Origin of the sequence: Enterobacter cloacae complex sp. 677-3DZ2D5B, assembly GCF_004136695.1 — a bacterium.
Classification (GTDB): Bacteria; Pseudomonadota; Gammaproteobacteria; order Enterobacterales; family Enterobacteriaceae; genus Enterobacter; species Enterobacter hormaechei_C.
This window is the reverse complement of the sequence record NZ_QFLS01000003.1, coordinates 29865-45159: the sequence shown is the minus strand read 5'-3', so window position 1 is coordinate 45159 and position 15295 is coordinate 29865. Positions and strand designations below refer to the sequence as shown.

The window sequence follows — 15295 nt, the reverse complement described above, 5'->3', positions numbered from 1 at the left end:
AGTCAGATTACAGCGAAGCTTTTTGTTGTGTGGTGGAAGTTGTCTCTTTTTCCTCTTCCACACAGGTGTCGCACGGTAAGTGGCGACCAATTAATTTGCGATAGCCGAATGCGCCCAGCGCCGCCCCTACAATTGGCCCGAACAGCGGAACCAGGAAGTAAGGAATGTCTTTGCCGCCCGTAAAGGCGACATCTCCCCATCCCGCAAAGAAGGCGAAGGTTTTTGGACCCAGGTCACGCGCCGGATTCATCGCAAAACCGGTCAGCGGACCCATGGATGCGCCAATCACCGCAATCAGAAGGCCAATCAGAAGTGGTGCCAGCGGGCCGCGCGGAATGCCGTTTCCGTCGTCGCCCAGCGCCATAATGACGCCCATCAGAATAGCGGTAATCACCATTTCAACTGCGAACGCCTGCACAAAATTGATATGCGGATTCGGATACGTTGAGAAAATGCCTGCCAGATCCAGACTTTCGACACTGCCACGCACCATATGATGCGTCTGTTCGAAGTCGATGAAAAGATTGTAATAAAGCCCGTAAACTAACGCCGCTGCGCAAAAGGCGCCGGCAAATTGCGAAATGATGAAAGGAACAACTTTGCGTCCGTCAAAGCACGCGAATAGCCACAACGCGATGGTCACCGCCGGGTTAAGATGTGCGCCGGAAACCCCTGCGGTCAGGTAGATGGCCATCGCCACGCCCAGACCCCAGATAATACTGATTTCCCACTGACCAAAACTGGCACCCGCCACTTTCAGTGCAGCGACACAGCCTACTCCGAAGAATATCAACAACCCGGTACCCAGGAACTCGGCAATGCACTGGCCTTTTAAGGTTGATGTCTGACTCATAATCGGAATCCTGCAAAAGAGTAATGTTTATTGTTTGCGTGACCGCCCGTGACAGTCACGATGCCCTGTAGACATGGTGTTAATTTATCGTTAACGAGCACAAACGAGAAATATCGAAATCGAAATGTGTGGTCTGTGTCAATAAAATGAGCGTTTTCGCGCCATAAAGCGCGTTTTTGCATCAGGTAATGATTGTGGGTTGAATCATTTCTTTAACTTATGGGTTAACAACTTAGGGGTATATGCGGCGAACGCACCAGGACGAGGCCGAAAAGTGTTGCAAACCACGATCTGCGTGGCATGCCGCTGGACAGGGGCGACGGCGCTCCATACAATCGGAACATATGTTGTGCGCGTTTACGTTAAAGCGTCGCCTTGCAATTCAGGAGAGGTAGGATCATGTCTTTAGAAGTGTTTGAGAAACTGGAATCGAAAGTACAGCAGGCGATTGACACCATCACGCTGCTGCAAATGGAAATTGAAGAACTGAAAGAGAAGAACAACTCCCTGTCTCAGGAAGTTCAGAACGCTCAGCACAGCCGCGAAGAACTGGAGCGCGAAAACAACCAGCTGCGCGAACAGCAGAACGGCTGGCAGGAACGCTTGCAGGCGCTGCTGGGACGTATGGAAGAAGTCTGATTTCCTTGGGAATGAATTGAACAGGCCGGGTAAGGCGTAGCCGCCACCCGGCTTTTTTATGCATCTCGCTTACCGATTAACTACTCAATATCCAGCGCATCCTCAGAAAGGATAATGCCGGTATTGTCAGCATAAAGGTGGTCACCCGAGAAGAAGGTCACGCCGCCGAAGTTAACGCGCACGTCGCTTTCGCCGATGCCTTCACCCGCTGCGCCAACCGGAATGGCGGCAATGGCCTGAATACCGATATCCAGATCTTCCAGATCGTCCACCTGGCGCACGGAGCCGTAGACCACAATCCCTTCCCACTCGTTTTGCACCGCAAGGCGGGCGAGGTCCGCATCGATCAGTGCACGGCGCACTGAACCGCCACCATCCACCAGCAGAACGCGGCCACGACCGTTCTCTTCGAGCAGATCGTACAGCAACCCGTTGTCCTCGAAACATTTCACCGTGATGATTTGTCCGCCAAACGACGACCGTCCACCAAAGTTGGAGAACAGGGGTTCAACGACGTTGACATCTTCCTGGTAGATGTCACAAAGCTCGGAGGTATCGTATTTCATAGGTTTAACGCTCTGTTGCTGCGAATGTGTTCAGTATATCGTGCGAAATGCGTTGTTGGCAAAATCATCAATTGTTAATTGATATTTGTCAGCTAACTCAGCGTCTGGCTTAAGACAATCCCGATGACGAACAGCAGGTTAGTCAGTAACGCGCCTTTTACCGTACGTTCCAGCATCGGTGGCATGGCGGCCGGGCTGCGTTCACGCATGACATAGCGGGCCTGCTTAATCAGCAGCGGTGCGGCGAGCACAAACAGCCAGCCCCACAGGCTGTGCAGAGAGATCAGATTGAACAGTGCCAGGCAGACCAGCGCGCCGATGAGCAGGAAGGCGTGATAGCGGCGTGCATTTACAGGACCCAGACGCACGGCCAGCGTGTTTTTACCGTTCTCGCGGTCGCTGTCGATGTCGCGCAGGTTATTGATATTCAGCACCGCCGTCGCCAGCAGACCGCAGGCGGTCGCCGGCAGGAACAGGGCAGGTATCACCGTATGCGCCTGCAAGTACCAGCTTCCCATCACGCTCAGCCAGCCGAAGAACACCAGCACGGAGATGTCGCCCAGGCCAATATACCCGTAAGGACGCGTCCCGACGGTATAGGTAATGGCTGCAATAATGGCAAGCAAGCCCAGCACCAGGAAGCCAATGAAATCACTGGTGGTTTTCGACGCGACCGTCACCAGCGCCAGCCCGGACAGGCAAATCAATACCACGGTGATAATCAGCGCCCGTTTCATCTGTGCCTGGGTAATCACCCCTTTTTGCATCCCGCGCAGCGGCCCGATACGGTCAGGCTTGTCGCTGCCCTTTACCGCATCGCCGTAATCATTGGCGAGATTAGAGAGGATTTGCAGCAGCCCGGCGGTGACAAGCGCCAGGCCTGCTACCAGCGGATCGAAATGACCCTGCCACCAGGCAAGCGTGGTACCGACAATAATGGCGGCAAAAGCCAGAGGAAGCGTTTTAGGGCGCAGACTTTCGAGCCACGCCTGTGTACGGCTGATATCAGTCATAGTTATTTAGCCAATAAAAATGGGGGCCATAGCCCCCATCAACAGTGATGAAAATGCATTGAACGCGATTATAGAATAAAACGGCTCAGATCTTCATCTGCCACTAACGCATCCAGGTGTTTGCCCACATAGTCTGCGTCAATGGTAATGCTTTGACCGTTAAGGTCGCTCGCATCATAAGAGATGTCTTCCATCAGGCGTTCCAGCACGGTGTGCAGACGACGCGCACCGATGTTCTCGGTGGTTTCGTTGACCTGCCACGCGGCCTGGGCGATGCGCTTGATACCGTCATCGGTAAATTCAATGTTCACGCCTTCGGTCGCCATCAGCGCTTTGTACTGTACGGTCACAGAAGCGTTTGGCTCAGTCAGGATACGTTCGAAATCTTCGGTGGTCAGCGCCTGCAACTCAACGCGGATTGGCAGACGACCCTGGAGTTCCGGGATCAGGTCAGACGGGCTGGCAATCTGGAACGCACCGGAGGCGATAAACAGAATGTGGTCAGTCTTAACCATGCCGTGCTTGGTGGAGACGGTGCACCCTTCCACCAGCGGCAGCAGGTCGCGCTGAACGCCTTCGCGGGAGACATCCGGGCCGGACGCGTTGCCGCGCTTACAGATTTTGTCGATTTCGTCGATAAACACGATACCGTGCTGCTCAACCGCGTCGATAGCGTCCTGTTTCAGCTCCTCCGGGTTAACCAGCTTCGCGGCTTCTTCTTCAATCAGCAGCTTCATCGCGTCTTTGATTTTCAGCTTACGCGCTTTCTGCTTCTGCCCGCCCAGGTTCTGGAACATGGACTGCAACTGGCTGGTCATCTCTTCCATGCCCGGAGGCGCCATAATTTCCACGCCCATTGGCGCGGCAGCGAGATCGATCTCAATCTCTTTATCGTCCAGCTCGCCTTCGCGCAGTTTTTTACGGAATGCCTGACGCGCAGCAGAAGGTTCAGACTGCTGTTCAGCCTGTCCCCAGTTGTTTTTTGCCGGTGGGATCAGCACGTCGAGAATACGCTCTTCGGCCATCTCTTCGGCGCGATAGCGGTTTTTCTCAATCGCCTGGACGCGCACCATCTTAATCGCCGAATCGGTCAGATCGCGGATGATGGAGTCCACTTCTTTACCCACATAGCCCACTTCGGTGAACTTAGTGGCTTCAACTTTGATGAACGGCGCGTTAGCCAGTTTGGCCAGACGACGGGCGATTTCGGTTTTACCCACACCGGTCGGGCCGATCATCAGAATATTTTTTGGCGTCACTTCGTGGCGAAGCTCTTCGTCGAGCTGCATGCGACGCCAGCGGTTACGCAGTGCGATAGCCACGGAGCGCTTGGCATTGTCCTGGCCGATAATGTGTTTGTTCAGTTCGCTGACAATTTCGCGTGGGGTCATTTCAGACATGGGCGATCCTTACGCTTTAGACGGTAATTCTTCGATGGTGTGATTGTGGTTGGTATAGATGCAGATATCACCTGCAATATCCAACGCTTTCACCGCGATATCGCGCGCGTTCATGTCGGTATTTTCCAACAGCGCACGGGCTGCGGCCTGGGCGTACGGGCCGCCAGAGCCGATGGCAATCAGGTCGTTTTCAGGCTGAACTACGTCGCCGTTACCGGTGATGATCAGCGAGGCGTTTTCGTCAGCCACGGCCAGCAGCGCTTCGAGCTTGCGTAGCATGCGGTCGGTACGCCAGTCTTTTGCCAGCTCAACGGCGGCTTTCACCAGATGACCCTGATGCATTTCCAGTTTGCGTTCAAACAGTTCAAACAGCGTGAAGGCATCAGCCGTGCCGCCTGCGAAACCGGCGATCACTTTGTCGTTATAAAGACGACGTACTTTCTTCACGTTGCCTTTCATGACGGTATTACCCAGCGTGGCCTGGCCATCACCGGCAATTACCACCTGGCCGTTACGGCGTACACTTACTATTGTTGTCACGAGCAGACCCCCTGGTTACAGATTCGGGAAACAGAAGCCCTGAGCCTGTGCTCAGGGCTGAATTAAATGATAGATGGGGGGGATTTTGGGGGTTTCAACCCCCGGAGGCGAGTCGAATGCAGTTTGTGTGGCCAGCCACTTTCAAACGGGAAATGGTGCCGTCTGCGTTTTCTTTGCCTTTGACCGGTCCAATCACTACGCGATTCCAGCCGTTATTGGTGGTAATGCGTGAGTCAAATCCTTCAAATGCCAGCTGAGCACGCACCGTTTCTGCCTGTTCGGCGCCTTTAAACGAACCGCACTGAACCATCCAGCGGCGTTCATCTTTTTTCTCAGCCGTCTGCTTCGGCACCTCGGTCTCTTTGGTGACCGGCGCAGCCTGCTGCGTTTTTGGCTGTTGCGCAGTGGTATGCGCAGGCGTCTGCAACAGATCCTGATACGGCTGTGCCGTTTGCTTCTGCGGCTGCGCCTTCGGTTGCTGCTGGACAGGCTGAGTTTGTACGGTACGCGTCTGCTGCTGCGGTTGTGAACGCGGCTGCTGTACCGGCTGCGTCTGCGTCCACTGCTGCTGTTGCGTTTGCTGCTGAGCCTGACGCTGGCGCTGCAATGTTTGCTGACGCTGCGCCGGGGTTTGTTCGTTCCACGGCACTTCGTTCAACTGCGTAGGCTGCTGGCGCATGTCCGCCTGCATCTGAGCGAGCAATTGACGCTGTTCGTCCGTCAGCTGATCGGCATTCTTCACTTCACCCCCGGCAGAAGGCTCGGTAGGCGCACGTACGCCAGGCTGGCGGCTTTCCAGCTCTTTAATGTAGCGCCAGCGCTCTTCAGGTTTAGGAGGAAGGCCGTTGCCGACGACCTTGTTACCCTGAAGGGCTTCAGACTCTTCTTTTTTATGATGCGTAATGAAGTAGAGGCCGCCAATAAAGGCCACCAGCACGGCCGCAGCAATGGCGACCATGGCTGGGGAGACAGCAGACAGGCTACGTTGCTTGCTTTTTGAACTACTCTTTTTGCGTCGCGAAGGTGCCGGCTGGCCGCGACGTACATAATCTCGTTGTGCCACTATCGTTTCGCTGTATTTATTCGTTCGTCAGCCCGCCATGTTACTTAAGCGACGGGGCTTTGACCAGATAAGGGTGTCGAAAGGTATTTACTTTAAGTTAATGCCTGGGTAGAGCCGCGCACAATTAGCTCACAATCCAGTAGCCGTGACCCACTGCTAACTGTTTGACCGTGCAGCTGATCCAGCAAAAGCAGCATCGCTTCCCGGCCAATGTCATACCGCGGCTGTGCAACGGTCGAAAGCGGCGGATCGCAAAACTCCGAAAGCGAAATATTATCAAAACCGATTATCGACAGGTCCTGCGGCACACGCAGGCCGTGACGTTTGGCGTAGGATAACGCCCCTAGCGCCATCACGTCGCTGTGGCAGAAGACCGCGGTAGGCGGTTCTGGCAAGGCCAGCAATTTTTCCAGCGCCTGCCCGCCCGCTTCAAAGGTGAAATCACCGCGCGCAATGTAGTGCGGATCGACGATAGCCCCGGTACGGCGCAGCGCCTGAACGTAGCCCTGCAAGCGGTAATGACACAGCGGCATCTCTTCTGGTCCGGCGATACAACCGATGCGCTTATGCCCCATTTCCTGAAGATAGTTCACGGCGTTGAACGCGGCGGTGAGGTTATCGATATGAACGGTTGGCAGCTCCAGCTCCGGCGCGAATTCGTTCGCCATGACCATCGGCGGTAAATTGCGCTGTTCTTCAATGCTGGCATCAAACGGCAGGCGTGAGCCAAGCAGCAGCATGCCATCAATCTGCTTGGTGATGATCAGGTCGATGAACGTTTTTTCCTGCTGGTTCTGGTGGGCACAATCGCCAATCAGCACCAGATAGCCCTGGGCGGCGGCCGTGACTTCAATGCCGCGGATGATTTCGCTGAAGAAGGGATCGCAGATGTCCGGCACGATCACCAGAATGGTGCGGGATTCGTTGCGTTTTACGTTACGCCCCATGGCTTGCGGAAAATAACCGACCTCAAGCGCCGCCTTTTCAACCCGGTTTCGGGTCGCCTGGGAGACTTTGTCAGGGTTCATCAATGCGCGGGACACGGTTGCTGTTGAGACTTGTGCTTTCTCGGCAACGTCTTTCATGGTCGCCGAGGCAACCTCTTTCCTGGACTTCAACGTCTTCTCCTCGCCTGAACACCGAACTGCGGACCGCACCATTTTTACAGATAGTTAATGGAATCGGTTACAGAATTTTCATAAAAAGTGTGAGGCGCATTAAATTTTTCGATCCGTCTTCAGCCTTCAATCGGATCGACGTCCAGAACCCACTTCACTTTTCGCGCTTCCGGCAGGGCATTGATCAGCGCCAGCGTGCCGCTGACGATCTGCTGTAAACGGATACGCGAGGGGTGCTGAAGTAAGAGTTGCCAGCGGAAACGGCCGCCGCGTTTCGGGGCGAGCGCGGGTACCGGGCCTAAAATCCACAGCTGATTATCCACCAGCGGGCTGGCTTGCAGGAGGTTTCTCAGCTGTTGCAGGAACAGCGGCGCCTGCTGGTTATTATGGTCTTCCGCACGGATGATAACGTGGCTGGTCCACGGGGGAAGCTGCATCGTCTGACGTTCGGCCAGCGCCTGGTCCGCGAAGGCGTCATAGCCTTTGTGCAGCAGGGTTTGCAGCAGCGGATGTTCAGGGTGGTGCGTTTGCAGCACCACCTCGCCCTGCTTACCCGCTCGACCAGCGCGACCGGCAACCTGGGTATAAAGCTGGGCGAAACGCTCGGCGGAGCGAAAATCCGCGGAGAACAGCGCGCCGTCGACGTCCAGCAGGGCGACCAGCGTCACGTCCGGGAAGTGGTGCCCTTTCGCCAGCATCTGAGTACCAATCAGGATACGCGCGCCGCCACGATGTACTTCCGCCAGTTGCTGCTCAAGCGCCCCTTTACGGCTGGTGGTATCCCTGTCGATACGGGAGATGGGCACATCCGGGAAGAAGGGCGCGAGCGCCTGTTCAAGCTGTTCCGTTCCCAGACCGACCGGCACGATGTGCGTTGAGCCGCAGGACGGGCACTGACGGGGGACCGGACGCTGGCTGTCGCAGTGGTGGCAGCGCAAATGGCGCTGAGCCTGGTGGAAGGTGTAGTAGTGATCGCAGCGCGGGCACTCCGCGATCCAGCCGCAGTCGTGGCACAGCAGCGCAGGCGCAAAGCCGCGGCGGTTCAGGAACAGGATCACCTGGTTGCCCGCCTGCAAATGCTGACGCATGCGGCTAATCAGCGCAGGCGCTAACCCGGCCTGCACCTGCTGACCTTTCAGATCCAGCACATGCTGAATGGCCGGGCGGGCATTTCCCGCGCGGCGCGTCAGGCGCAGCATGTGGTATTTACGCTGGCGAACGTTGTGCAGCGTTTCAAGCGCGGGGGTGGCAGACCCGAGAATAATGGGGATTTGCTCGCTGTGGGCGCGGTACACGGCTAAGTCGCGGGCGTGATAGCGCCAGCCTTCCTGCTGTTTATAGGAGCTGTCATGCTCTTCATCGATCACGATAACGCCGAGATTTTTAAACGGCGTAAACAGCGATGAACGGGTGCCGATCACAATCGCCGCTTCGCCGTTTTTCGCTTTCAGCCAGGCGCTGAGGCGCTCGCTGTCGTTCAGGCCGGAGTGCAGAACCTCAACGGGCGCATTAAAACGTTCACGGAAACGCGCGATGGTTTGCGGCGTCAGGCCGATTTCCGGCACCATCACCAGCGCCTGTTTGCCCTGCGCGAGCACGTTTTCCAGCACGCTCAGATACACTTCGGTTTTACCGGAGCCGGTGACGCCCGCCAGCAGCCAGGCGGAAAAACGATCGGCAGCGCTGTGAATCGCGCCTACGGCGGTGGCCTGCTCGGTATTCAGACGCAGACGATCGCCCGAGACGGAAAAGCCGTCGCGCCAGTCGTGAAGGGCAGGTGCTTCACTGGCCAGCTCGCTCAGCCCTTTCTTCCTTAATGCCTGCAACGCGGTTTCGCTTACCTCAAGCTCGTCGACCTGATGGCGCCAGATTTTTCCCTGGCGCAGCGCGGCCAACGCCTGCTGCTGTTTTTGCGAGCGCTTCAGGCTGTTAATGTCCACCGCCTGGCCCTGCTCGGTGGCAAACCAGTACCACATTGGCGCGTGGCTGGCGCTCTTACCCTGGCGCAGCATAATGGGCAGGGCATGGAACAGGACGTCGCCAATCGGATGATGATAATAATCTGCCGCCCACAGCAGCAGTCGCCAGGTGCTGGTGGAGTAAACCGGCTCGCTGTCCAGCACCTCAACAACCGATTTCAGCTCGTTAAGCGGCAGTTCGCTTTTGTCGCTGACGGACACCACGATCCCCACGCGCTGCTGTTTGCCAAACGGCACGGTCACGCGACAGCCCGCTTTGGCGCTCATGCTGTCGGGCAGCAGGTAGTCAAAGGTGCGGGGAAGCGGAACGGGCAGGGCAACGTGAGCGACGGGCATCGAATCTTCCTGACTTGAAAAGTGGCGCGTTAGTATACACATTAGTGAAAGCGGCGTGCGGATCAGTTTGCATACGTTGGTCAAATTCTGTATGATTCGCCGCCTTTGGTGTATTTTACGCCAAAGAACTTACATTCAACATCGCGTGGTGTCTGGCGTTAGGGCTGGAAGAGCGACGCGGCCTTAACTGAGGTTCTCCCATGAAAAAAGATATTCACCCGAAATACGAAATGATTACTGCAAACTGCTCTTGCGGTAACTCTATCCAGATCCGCTCTACCGTGGGTCACGATCTGAACCTGGACGTGTGCGGCAAATGCCACCCGTTCTACACTGGTAAGCAGCGTGATGTTGCAACCGGTGGCCGTGTTGACCGCTTCAACAAGCGTTTCAGCATCCCGGGCGCTAAATAAGCATCCAGAAGAAACCGCCTCCGGGCGGTTTTTTTGTGCCTGTAATATCTCTCCTGAATTAATTCTGTATTTATATTTCCTCTTCAAATATATATTTTAATTTTTCCGAAAAATAATCACCGTGTCTTAATATATTCCTATTTATACGGATAGTGAGCTTTATCTCTGTATTCTTGGCCTGTTTGCCATTTTATTGCCGGATATGGCAATAAATAAAAGGTTTCCCTCTGGGTGTAAAATTACACTGCGCTCGACATAAATTCTTATTTGCCATTTCAACAGCGATGGCTTTCAGGGTGTATTTACTTTGAGGGAAAAAGGATGAAACTGAAGCAACTTTTATTCGTGCTTCCATTACTATCGTGCGCGGCGCAGGCGGGATATGTTGATTACCGACACGAGTATTACGACGATGGACGTAACTATGACCGTGTGTACATGTCACACCGTTTCGGGACGGGCTTTGGTGTGGCCGTAGAGGCCGTCTCACGCTCAGACGAAAAGCAATCTAATGATGCGCTCAATAATATGGAGAGTAACAGCAACGAATATACTGCCAGCTACCAGTTTACCTGGCAGGGATTTATCTGGCAGCCGGGTGTCGCGGTTGAAATGGGTGACGACATGGCTATTTATAAACCCTATTTACGCGTACAGTATAATATTAATGAAAGCTGGTGGACGGCGTTCCGTTATCGTACCGAATATACCCGCCGTAATGCAGACGGTAAAGATGACAGACTGGTATATCGCCCGGAAATGTGGCTGGGATATAATATTGATAACTGGATGTTTGAGCTGAACGGAATTTATAAATTCGCCGACAACGAAGATCTGTATAACAACAAAAAAGAGGATTACGAATATAACTTCCGCGTGGCGTATAACATCGATTCGTGGGTGCCATTCGTGGAGGTGGGTAATGTCTCTTCCGGCTATAACACTGCTACCACTGACGACCGACAAACGCGTCTGCGTGTCGGCTTAGGTTACAACTTCTGAGAAACCATCCCGCTGAGCACCCTCAGCGGGACCGCATCGCTGTTAGTATTCCCAGGTCTCCGGGTCGATACCCAGTTCACGCATGATCACCTTCGCCTCTTCCGGGATTTCGTCACTGCGTTCTTTACGCAGATCGTCATCGTTCGGCAACGGTTGGCCGGTAAACGCATGCAGGAACGCTTCGCACAGCAGTTCGCTGTTGGTGGCGTGACGCAGGTTGTTCACCTGACGACGCGTACGTTCATCGGTGAGGATCTTCAACACCTTCAGAGGAATGGACACCGTGATTTTCTTGACTTGCTCACTCTTCTTACCGTGCTCAGCGTATGGGCTGATATATTCGCCGCTCCATTCAGCCATGAGATACCTTTAATCCTCTCAGTCATTAATCTAAAGGTGCAAAACCCGTAACCATCAGTTTTGAACCGTAATCTTGCGTAGTTTACCGTAGAGACGATACCGAGGCACGGATATTGCCGCTGTAGCGTGTCCTAAAGCATATAATTTTAACGGCTATTTGCGCATAGCTCAATCTATACGCAAAGAAGTTTAGATGTCCAGATGTATTGACGTCCATACTTTCAATGTTTACTCTGGTGCCTGACTTTTCACCTCATTCGCCAGGAAGCCTCACCATGACGCGTAAACAGGCCACCATCGCAGTGCGTAGCGGATTGAATGATGACGAGCAGTACGGCTGCGTTGTCCCGCCAATTCATCTCTCCAGTACCTATAATTTCACCGGATTTAATGAACCTCGCGCGCATGACTACTCGCGTCGCGGCAATCCTACGCGCGACGTCACCCAGCGAGCGCTGGCGGAACTGGAAGGCGGCGCAGGGGCGGTATTAACCAATACCGGCATGTCTGCCATTCACCTGGTAACCACGGTGTTCCTGAAACCTGGCGATCTGCTGGTGGCACCACACGACTGTTACGGCGGCAGCTATCGTCTGTTTGATAGCCTGGCGAAACGTGGCTGCTACCGTGTGCTGTTTGTCGATCAAAACGACGAACAGGCGCTGAAACAGGCGCTTGCCGAGCAGCCGAAGCTGGTTCTGGTGGAAAGTCCAAGCAATCCATTGTTGCGCGTAGTCGATATTGCGAAAATTTGTCAGCTCGCAAGGGATGCGGGAGCGATAAGTGTAGTGGATAATACGTTCCTCAGTCCGGCCCTTCAGAACCCACTGGCACTGGGTGCCGATCTGGTGTTGCATTCATGCACGAAATATCTGAACGGCCATTCTGACGTGGTGGCGGGCGTGGTGATTGCCAAAGATCCCGACGTTGTCACCGAACTGGCATGGTGGGCCAATAACATTGGCGTCACCGCGGGCGCGTTCGACAGCTATTTGCTGCTGCGCGGTATTCGCACGCTATCACCGCGTATGGACGTGGCGCAGCGTAATGCCCAGGCGATCGTGGATTTCCTGAAAAACCAGCCGCTGGTGAAAAAGCTTTATCACCCGTCGCTGCCGGAAAACCAGGGGCACGAGATTGCCGCGCGCCAACAGAAAGGATTTGGCGCGATGTTAAGTTTTGAACTGGACGGTGACGAGCAAACGCTGCGTCGCTTCCTGAGCGGGTTGTCATTGTTTACGCTGGCGGAATCCTTAGGGGGAGTAGAAAGCTTGATCTCCCACGCCGCAACTATGACGCACGCAGGTATGGCACCCGAAGCACGTGCCGCCGCCGGGATTTCCGAGACGCTGCTGCGTATCTCGACCGGTATTGAAGATTCTGAAGATTTAATTGCCGATCTGGAAAATGGCTTCCGGGTCGCAGCCAAGGGGTAATCATGAGTGTGATAGCGCAGGCAGGGGCGAAGGGTCGTCAGCTGCACAAGTTTGGTGGTAGTAGTCTTGCTGATGTGAAATGTTACCTGCGTGTCGCAGGGATCATGACCGAGTATTCACAGCCGGGGGACATGATGGTTGTCTCTGCGGCAGGCAGCACCACCAACCAGTTGATTAGCTGGCTGAAACTGAGCCAGACCGATCGCCTCTCTGCGCATCAGGTGCAACAGTCCTTACGTCGTTACCAGAGCGAACTGATTGCCGGTTTGCTGCCTGCGGACGTGGCGGACGGGCTGATTAGCGCTTTTACGCACGACCTTGAGCGTCTGGCCGCTCTGCTGGACAGCGGCATTACCGATGCGGTGTATGCCGAAGTGGTTGGCCACGGTGAAGTGTGGTCTGCGCGCCTGATGGCCGCCGTGCTGCAACACCTGGGTGTGGAAGCCGCCTGGCTCGACGCGCGTGATTTCCTGCGTGCCGAACGTGCCGCGCAGCCGCAGGTGGACGAAGGGTTGTCCTACCCACTGCTGCAACAGCTGCTGGTGCAACATCCCGGTAAACGTATTGTCGTCACCGGCTTTATCAGCCGCAGCAATGCCGGCGAAACCGTTCTGCTGGGCCGTAACGGCTCTGACTACTCGGCAACACAGATTGGTGCCCTGGCGGGCGTGTCCCGCGTCACCATCTGGAGCGACGTGGCCGGTGTGTACAGCGCGGACCCGCGCAAAGTGAAAGATGCCTGCCTGCTGCCGCTGCTGCGTCTCGACGAAGCGAGCGAGCTGGCGCGTCTGGCGGCCCCGGTGCTGCACGCGCGCACGCTACAGCCGGTTTCCGGCAGCGACATCGACCTGCAACTACGCTGTAGTTACACGCCGGATCAGGGTTCCACCCGCATCGAGCGCGTGCTGGCATCCGGTACGGGCGCGCGCATTGTCACCAGCCACGATGACATCTGCCTGATTGAGTTCCATGTGCCTGCGGGCCAGGATTTCAAACTGGCGCACAAAGATATCGACACCATCCTGAAACGTGCTCAGGTGCGTCCGCTGGCCGTTGGCGTGCATAACGATCGCCAGCTGTTGCAGTTCTGCTATACCGCCGAAGTGGTGGACAGCGCCCTGAAAATTCTGGATGAAGCGGGCCTGCCGGGCGAGCTTCGCCTGCGTCAGGGGCTGGCGCTGGTGGCGATGGTGGGCGCGGGCGTCACCCGTAACCCGCTCCACTGCCACCGCTTCTGGCAGCAGCTGAAAGGCCAGCCGGTGGAGTTCACCTGGCAATCAGAAGAGGGCATCAGCCTGGTTGCCGTTCTGCGTAAAGGGCCAACCGAAAGCCTGATTCAGGGCCTGCATACCTCCCTGTTCCGTGCGGAAAAACGCATCGGCCTGGTGCTGTTTGGTAAAGGCAACATCGGTTCCCGCTGGCTGGAGCTGTTCGCCCGCGAACAGGTCACGCTCTCGGCGCGTACCGGGTTCGAATTCATTCTCGCAGGCGTGGTGGACAGCCGCCGCAGCCTGCTGAACTACGAAGGGCTGGATGCCAGCCGCGCGCTGGCCTTCTTTAATGATGAAGCCGTCGAGCAAGATGAAGAGTCGCTGTTCCTGTGGATGCGTGCGCACCCGTATGACGATCTGGTAGTGCTGGATGTGACCGCCAGCGAGCAGCTGGCCGATCAGTATCTGGATTTCGCCAGCCACGGGTTCCACGTCATCAGCGCCAACAAGCTGGCGGGCGCGAGCAGCACTGATAAATATCGCCAGATCCACGACGCGTTCGAAAAAACGGGTCGTCACTGGCTGTATAACGCCACCGTTGGCGCAGGTCTGCCGGTTAACCATACCGTACGCGACCTGATTGAAAGCGGCGACAGCATTCTGGCGCTGAGCGGGATCTTCTCCGGCACGCTCTCCTGGCTGTTCCTGCAATTTGACGGCACCGTGCCGTTCACCGACCTGGTGGATCAGGCGTGGCAGCAGGGTTTAACCGAGCCGGATCCGCGCGTTGACCTTGCCGGTAAAGACGTGATGCGCAAGCTGGTGATCCTGGCGCGTGAAGCCGGCTACGACATTGAGCCGGGTCAGGTACGCGTTGAGTCGCTGGTGCCTGCGGGCTGCGAGGAAGGGTCCGTCGATCACTTCTTCGAGAACGGCGACGAGCTGAACGAGCAGATGGTGCAACGTCTGGAAGCAGCTAACGAGATGGGGCTGGTGCTGCGTTACGTGGCGCGCTTCGAGGCGAACGGTAAAGCGCGCGTGGGCGTGGAGGCCGTGCGTCCTGAACATCCGCTGGCGGCGCTCCTGCCATGCGACAACGTCTTCGCCATCGAAAGCCGCTGGTACCGCGATAACCCGCTGGTGATCCGTGGCCCGGGCGCGGGGCGCGATGTCACCGCCGGAGCCATTCAGTCCGACATTAATCGTCTGGCTAAGCTGCTGTAACGTCTGCATTTCCCTCTCCCTGTGGGAGAGGGTCGGGGTGAGGGTATCAGACCGCACTCACCCCCATCATGAATGCCCTTCATCTTCCCTGAACAAACCTCACCGTTAATGTTGATTATTTCTGTTGACGTCATCCCGCTTT

Annotated in this window: 14 protein-coding genes; 5 read left to right on the top strand and 9 right to left on the bottom strand. The window is 55.8% G+C overall.

Annotated elements, in window-relative coordinates:
• Positions 1–7: 7 nt before the first annotated feature.
• A complete protein-coding gene (locus DD597_RS05425; RefSeq protein WP_003862030.1) occupies positions 8–853 on the bottom strand; it encodes an MIP/aquaporin family protein in 846 nt (281 codons plus the stop codon).
• A gap of 399 nt (positions 854–1252) precedes the next feature.
• On the opposite strand from DD597_RS05425, the gene zapB reads away from it, so the two are divergent.
• Positions 1253–1492 carry a septal ring assembly protein ZapB gene (gene zapB / locus DD597_RS05420; RefSeq protein ID WP_003862031.1) on the top strand — a complete coding sequence of 80 codons (240 nt, stop codon included), beginning with the start codon at positions 1253–1255 and terminating at the stop codon, positions 1490–1492.
• Positions 1493–1572: 80 nt separating this feature from the next.
• Here zapB and rraA read toward each other — a convergent pair whose 3' ends face one another.
• The 7 genes from rraA to priA form a co-directional block, all read right to left on the bottom strand.
• A complete protein-coding gene (rraA, locus tag DD597_RS05415; protein ID WP_003862032.1) occupies positions 1573–2058 on the bottom strand; it encodes a ribonuclease E activity regulator RraA in 486 nt (161 codons plus the stop codon).
• A gap of 92 nt (positions 2059–2150) precedes the next feature.
• A complete protein-coding gene (gene menA, locus DD597_RS05410) occupies positions 2151–3071 on the bottom strand; it encodes a 1,4-dihydroxy-2-naphthoate polyprenyltransferase (protein WP_022652060.1) in 921 nt (306 codons plus the stop codon).
• A 68-nt stretch (positions 3072–3139) separates the two neighbouring features.
• Positions 3140–4471 (bottom strand): HslU--HslV peptidase ATPase subunit, encoded by a 1332-nt coding sequence (gene hslU / locus DD597_RS05405; protein ID WP_003862035.1) that lies wholly within the window; start codon positions 4469–4471, stop codon positions 3140–3142.
• 9 nt (positions 4472–4480) lie between these two features.
• Complete coding sequence (gene hslV / locus DD597_RS05400) at positions 4481–5011, bottom strand: ATP-dependent protease subunit HslV (RefSeq protein ID WP_003862036.1); 531 nt, start codon at positions 5009–5011, stop codon at positions 4481–4483.
• A 94-nt stretch (positions 5012–5105) separates the two neighbouring features.
• Entirely contained in the window at positions 5106–6074 is a 969-nt protein-coding gene (ftsN, locus tag DD597_RS05395; protein WP_003862037.1) for a cell division protein FtsN, read from the bottom strand.
• A 92-nt stretch (positions 6075–6166) separates the two neighbouring features.
• Entirely contained in the window at positions 6167–7192 is a 1026-nt protein-coding gene (gene cytR, locus DD597_RS05390; RefSeq protein ID WP_022652058.1) for a DNA-binding transcriptional regulator CytR, read from the bottom strand.
• A gap of 119 nt (positions 7193–7311) precedes the next feature.
• A complete protein-coding gene (gene priA / locus DD597_RS05385) occupies positions 7312–9507 on the bottom strand; it encodes a primosomal protein N' (protein WP_022652057.1) in 2196 nt (731 codons plus the stop codon).
• 200 nt (positions 9508–9707) lie between these two features.
• Here priA and rpmE point away from each other — a divergent pair, with 200 nt between their 5' ends.
• A complete protein-coding gene (gene rpmE / locus DD597_RS05380; RefSeq protein ID WP_003862040.1) occupies positions 9708–9920 on the top strand; it encodes a 50S ribosomal protein L31 in 213 nt (70 codons plus the stop codon).
• 321 nt (positions 9921–10241) lie between these two features.
• Positions 10242–10922: an oligogalacturonate-specific porin KdgM family protein gene (locus DD597_RS05375; RefSeq protein WP_022652056.1), complete on the top strand. Its 681-nt coding sequence runs from the start codon at positions 10242–10244 to the stop codon at positions 10920–10922.
• 42 nt (positions 10923–10964) lie between these two features.
• Here the strand turns inward: DD597_RS05375 and metJ are convergent, their stop codons facing one another.
• On the bottom strand, positions 10965–11282 hold the full coding sequence (gene metJ, locus DD597_RS05370; protein ID WP_003862042.1) for a met regulon transcriptional regulator MetJ: 318 nt from the start codon (positions 11280–11282) through the stop codon (positions 10965–10967).
• Positions 11283–11557: 275 nt separating this feature from the next.
• On the opposite strand from metJ, the gene metB reads away from it, so the two are divergent.
• Together metB and DD597_RS05360 are read left to right on the top strand one after the other, a co-directional pair.
• Positions 11558–12718: a cystathionine gamma-synthase gene (gene metB / locus DD597_RS05365; protein WP_003862043.1), complete on the top strand. Its 1161-nt coding sequence runs from the start codon at positions 11558–11560 to the stop codon at positions 12716–12718.
• Between the two features lie 2 nt (positions 12719–12720).
• The gene (locus DD597_RS05360) at positions 12721–15153 is read left to right on the top strand and encodes a bifunctional aspartate kinase/homoserine dehydrogenase II (RefSeq protein WP_129256003.1); all 2433 of its coding nucleotides are present in this window, start codon (positions 12721–12723) and stop codon (positions 15151–15153) included.
• The last annotated feature ends 142 nt before the right edge of the window (positions 15154–15295 follow it).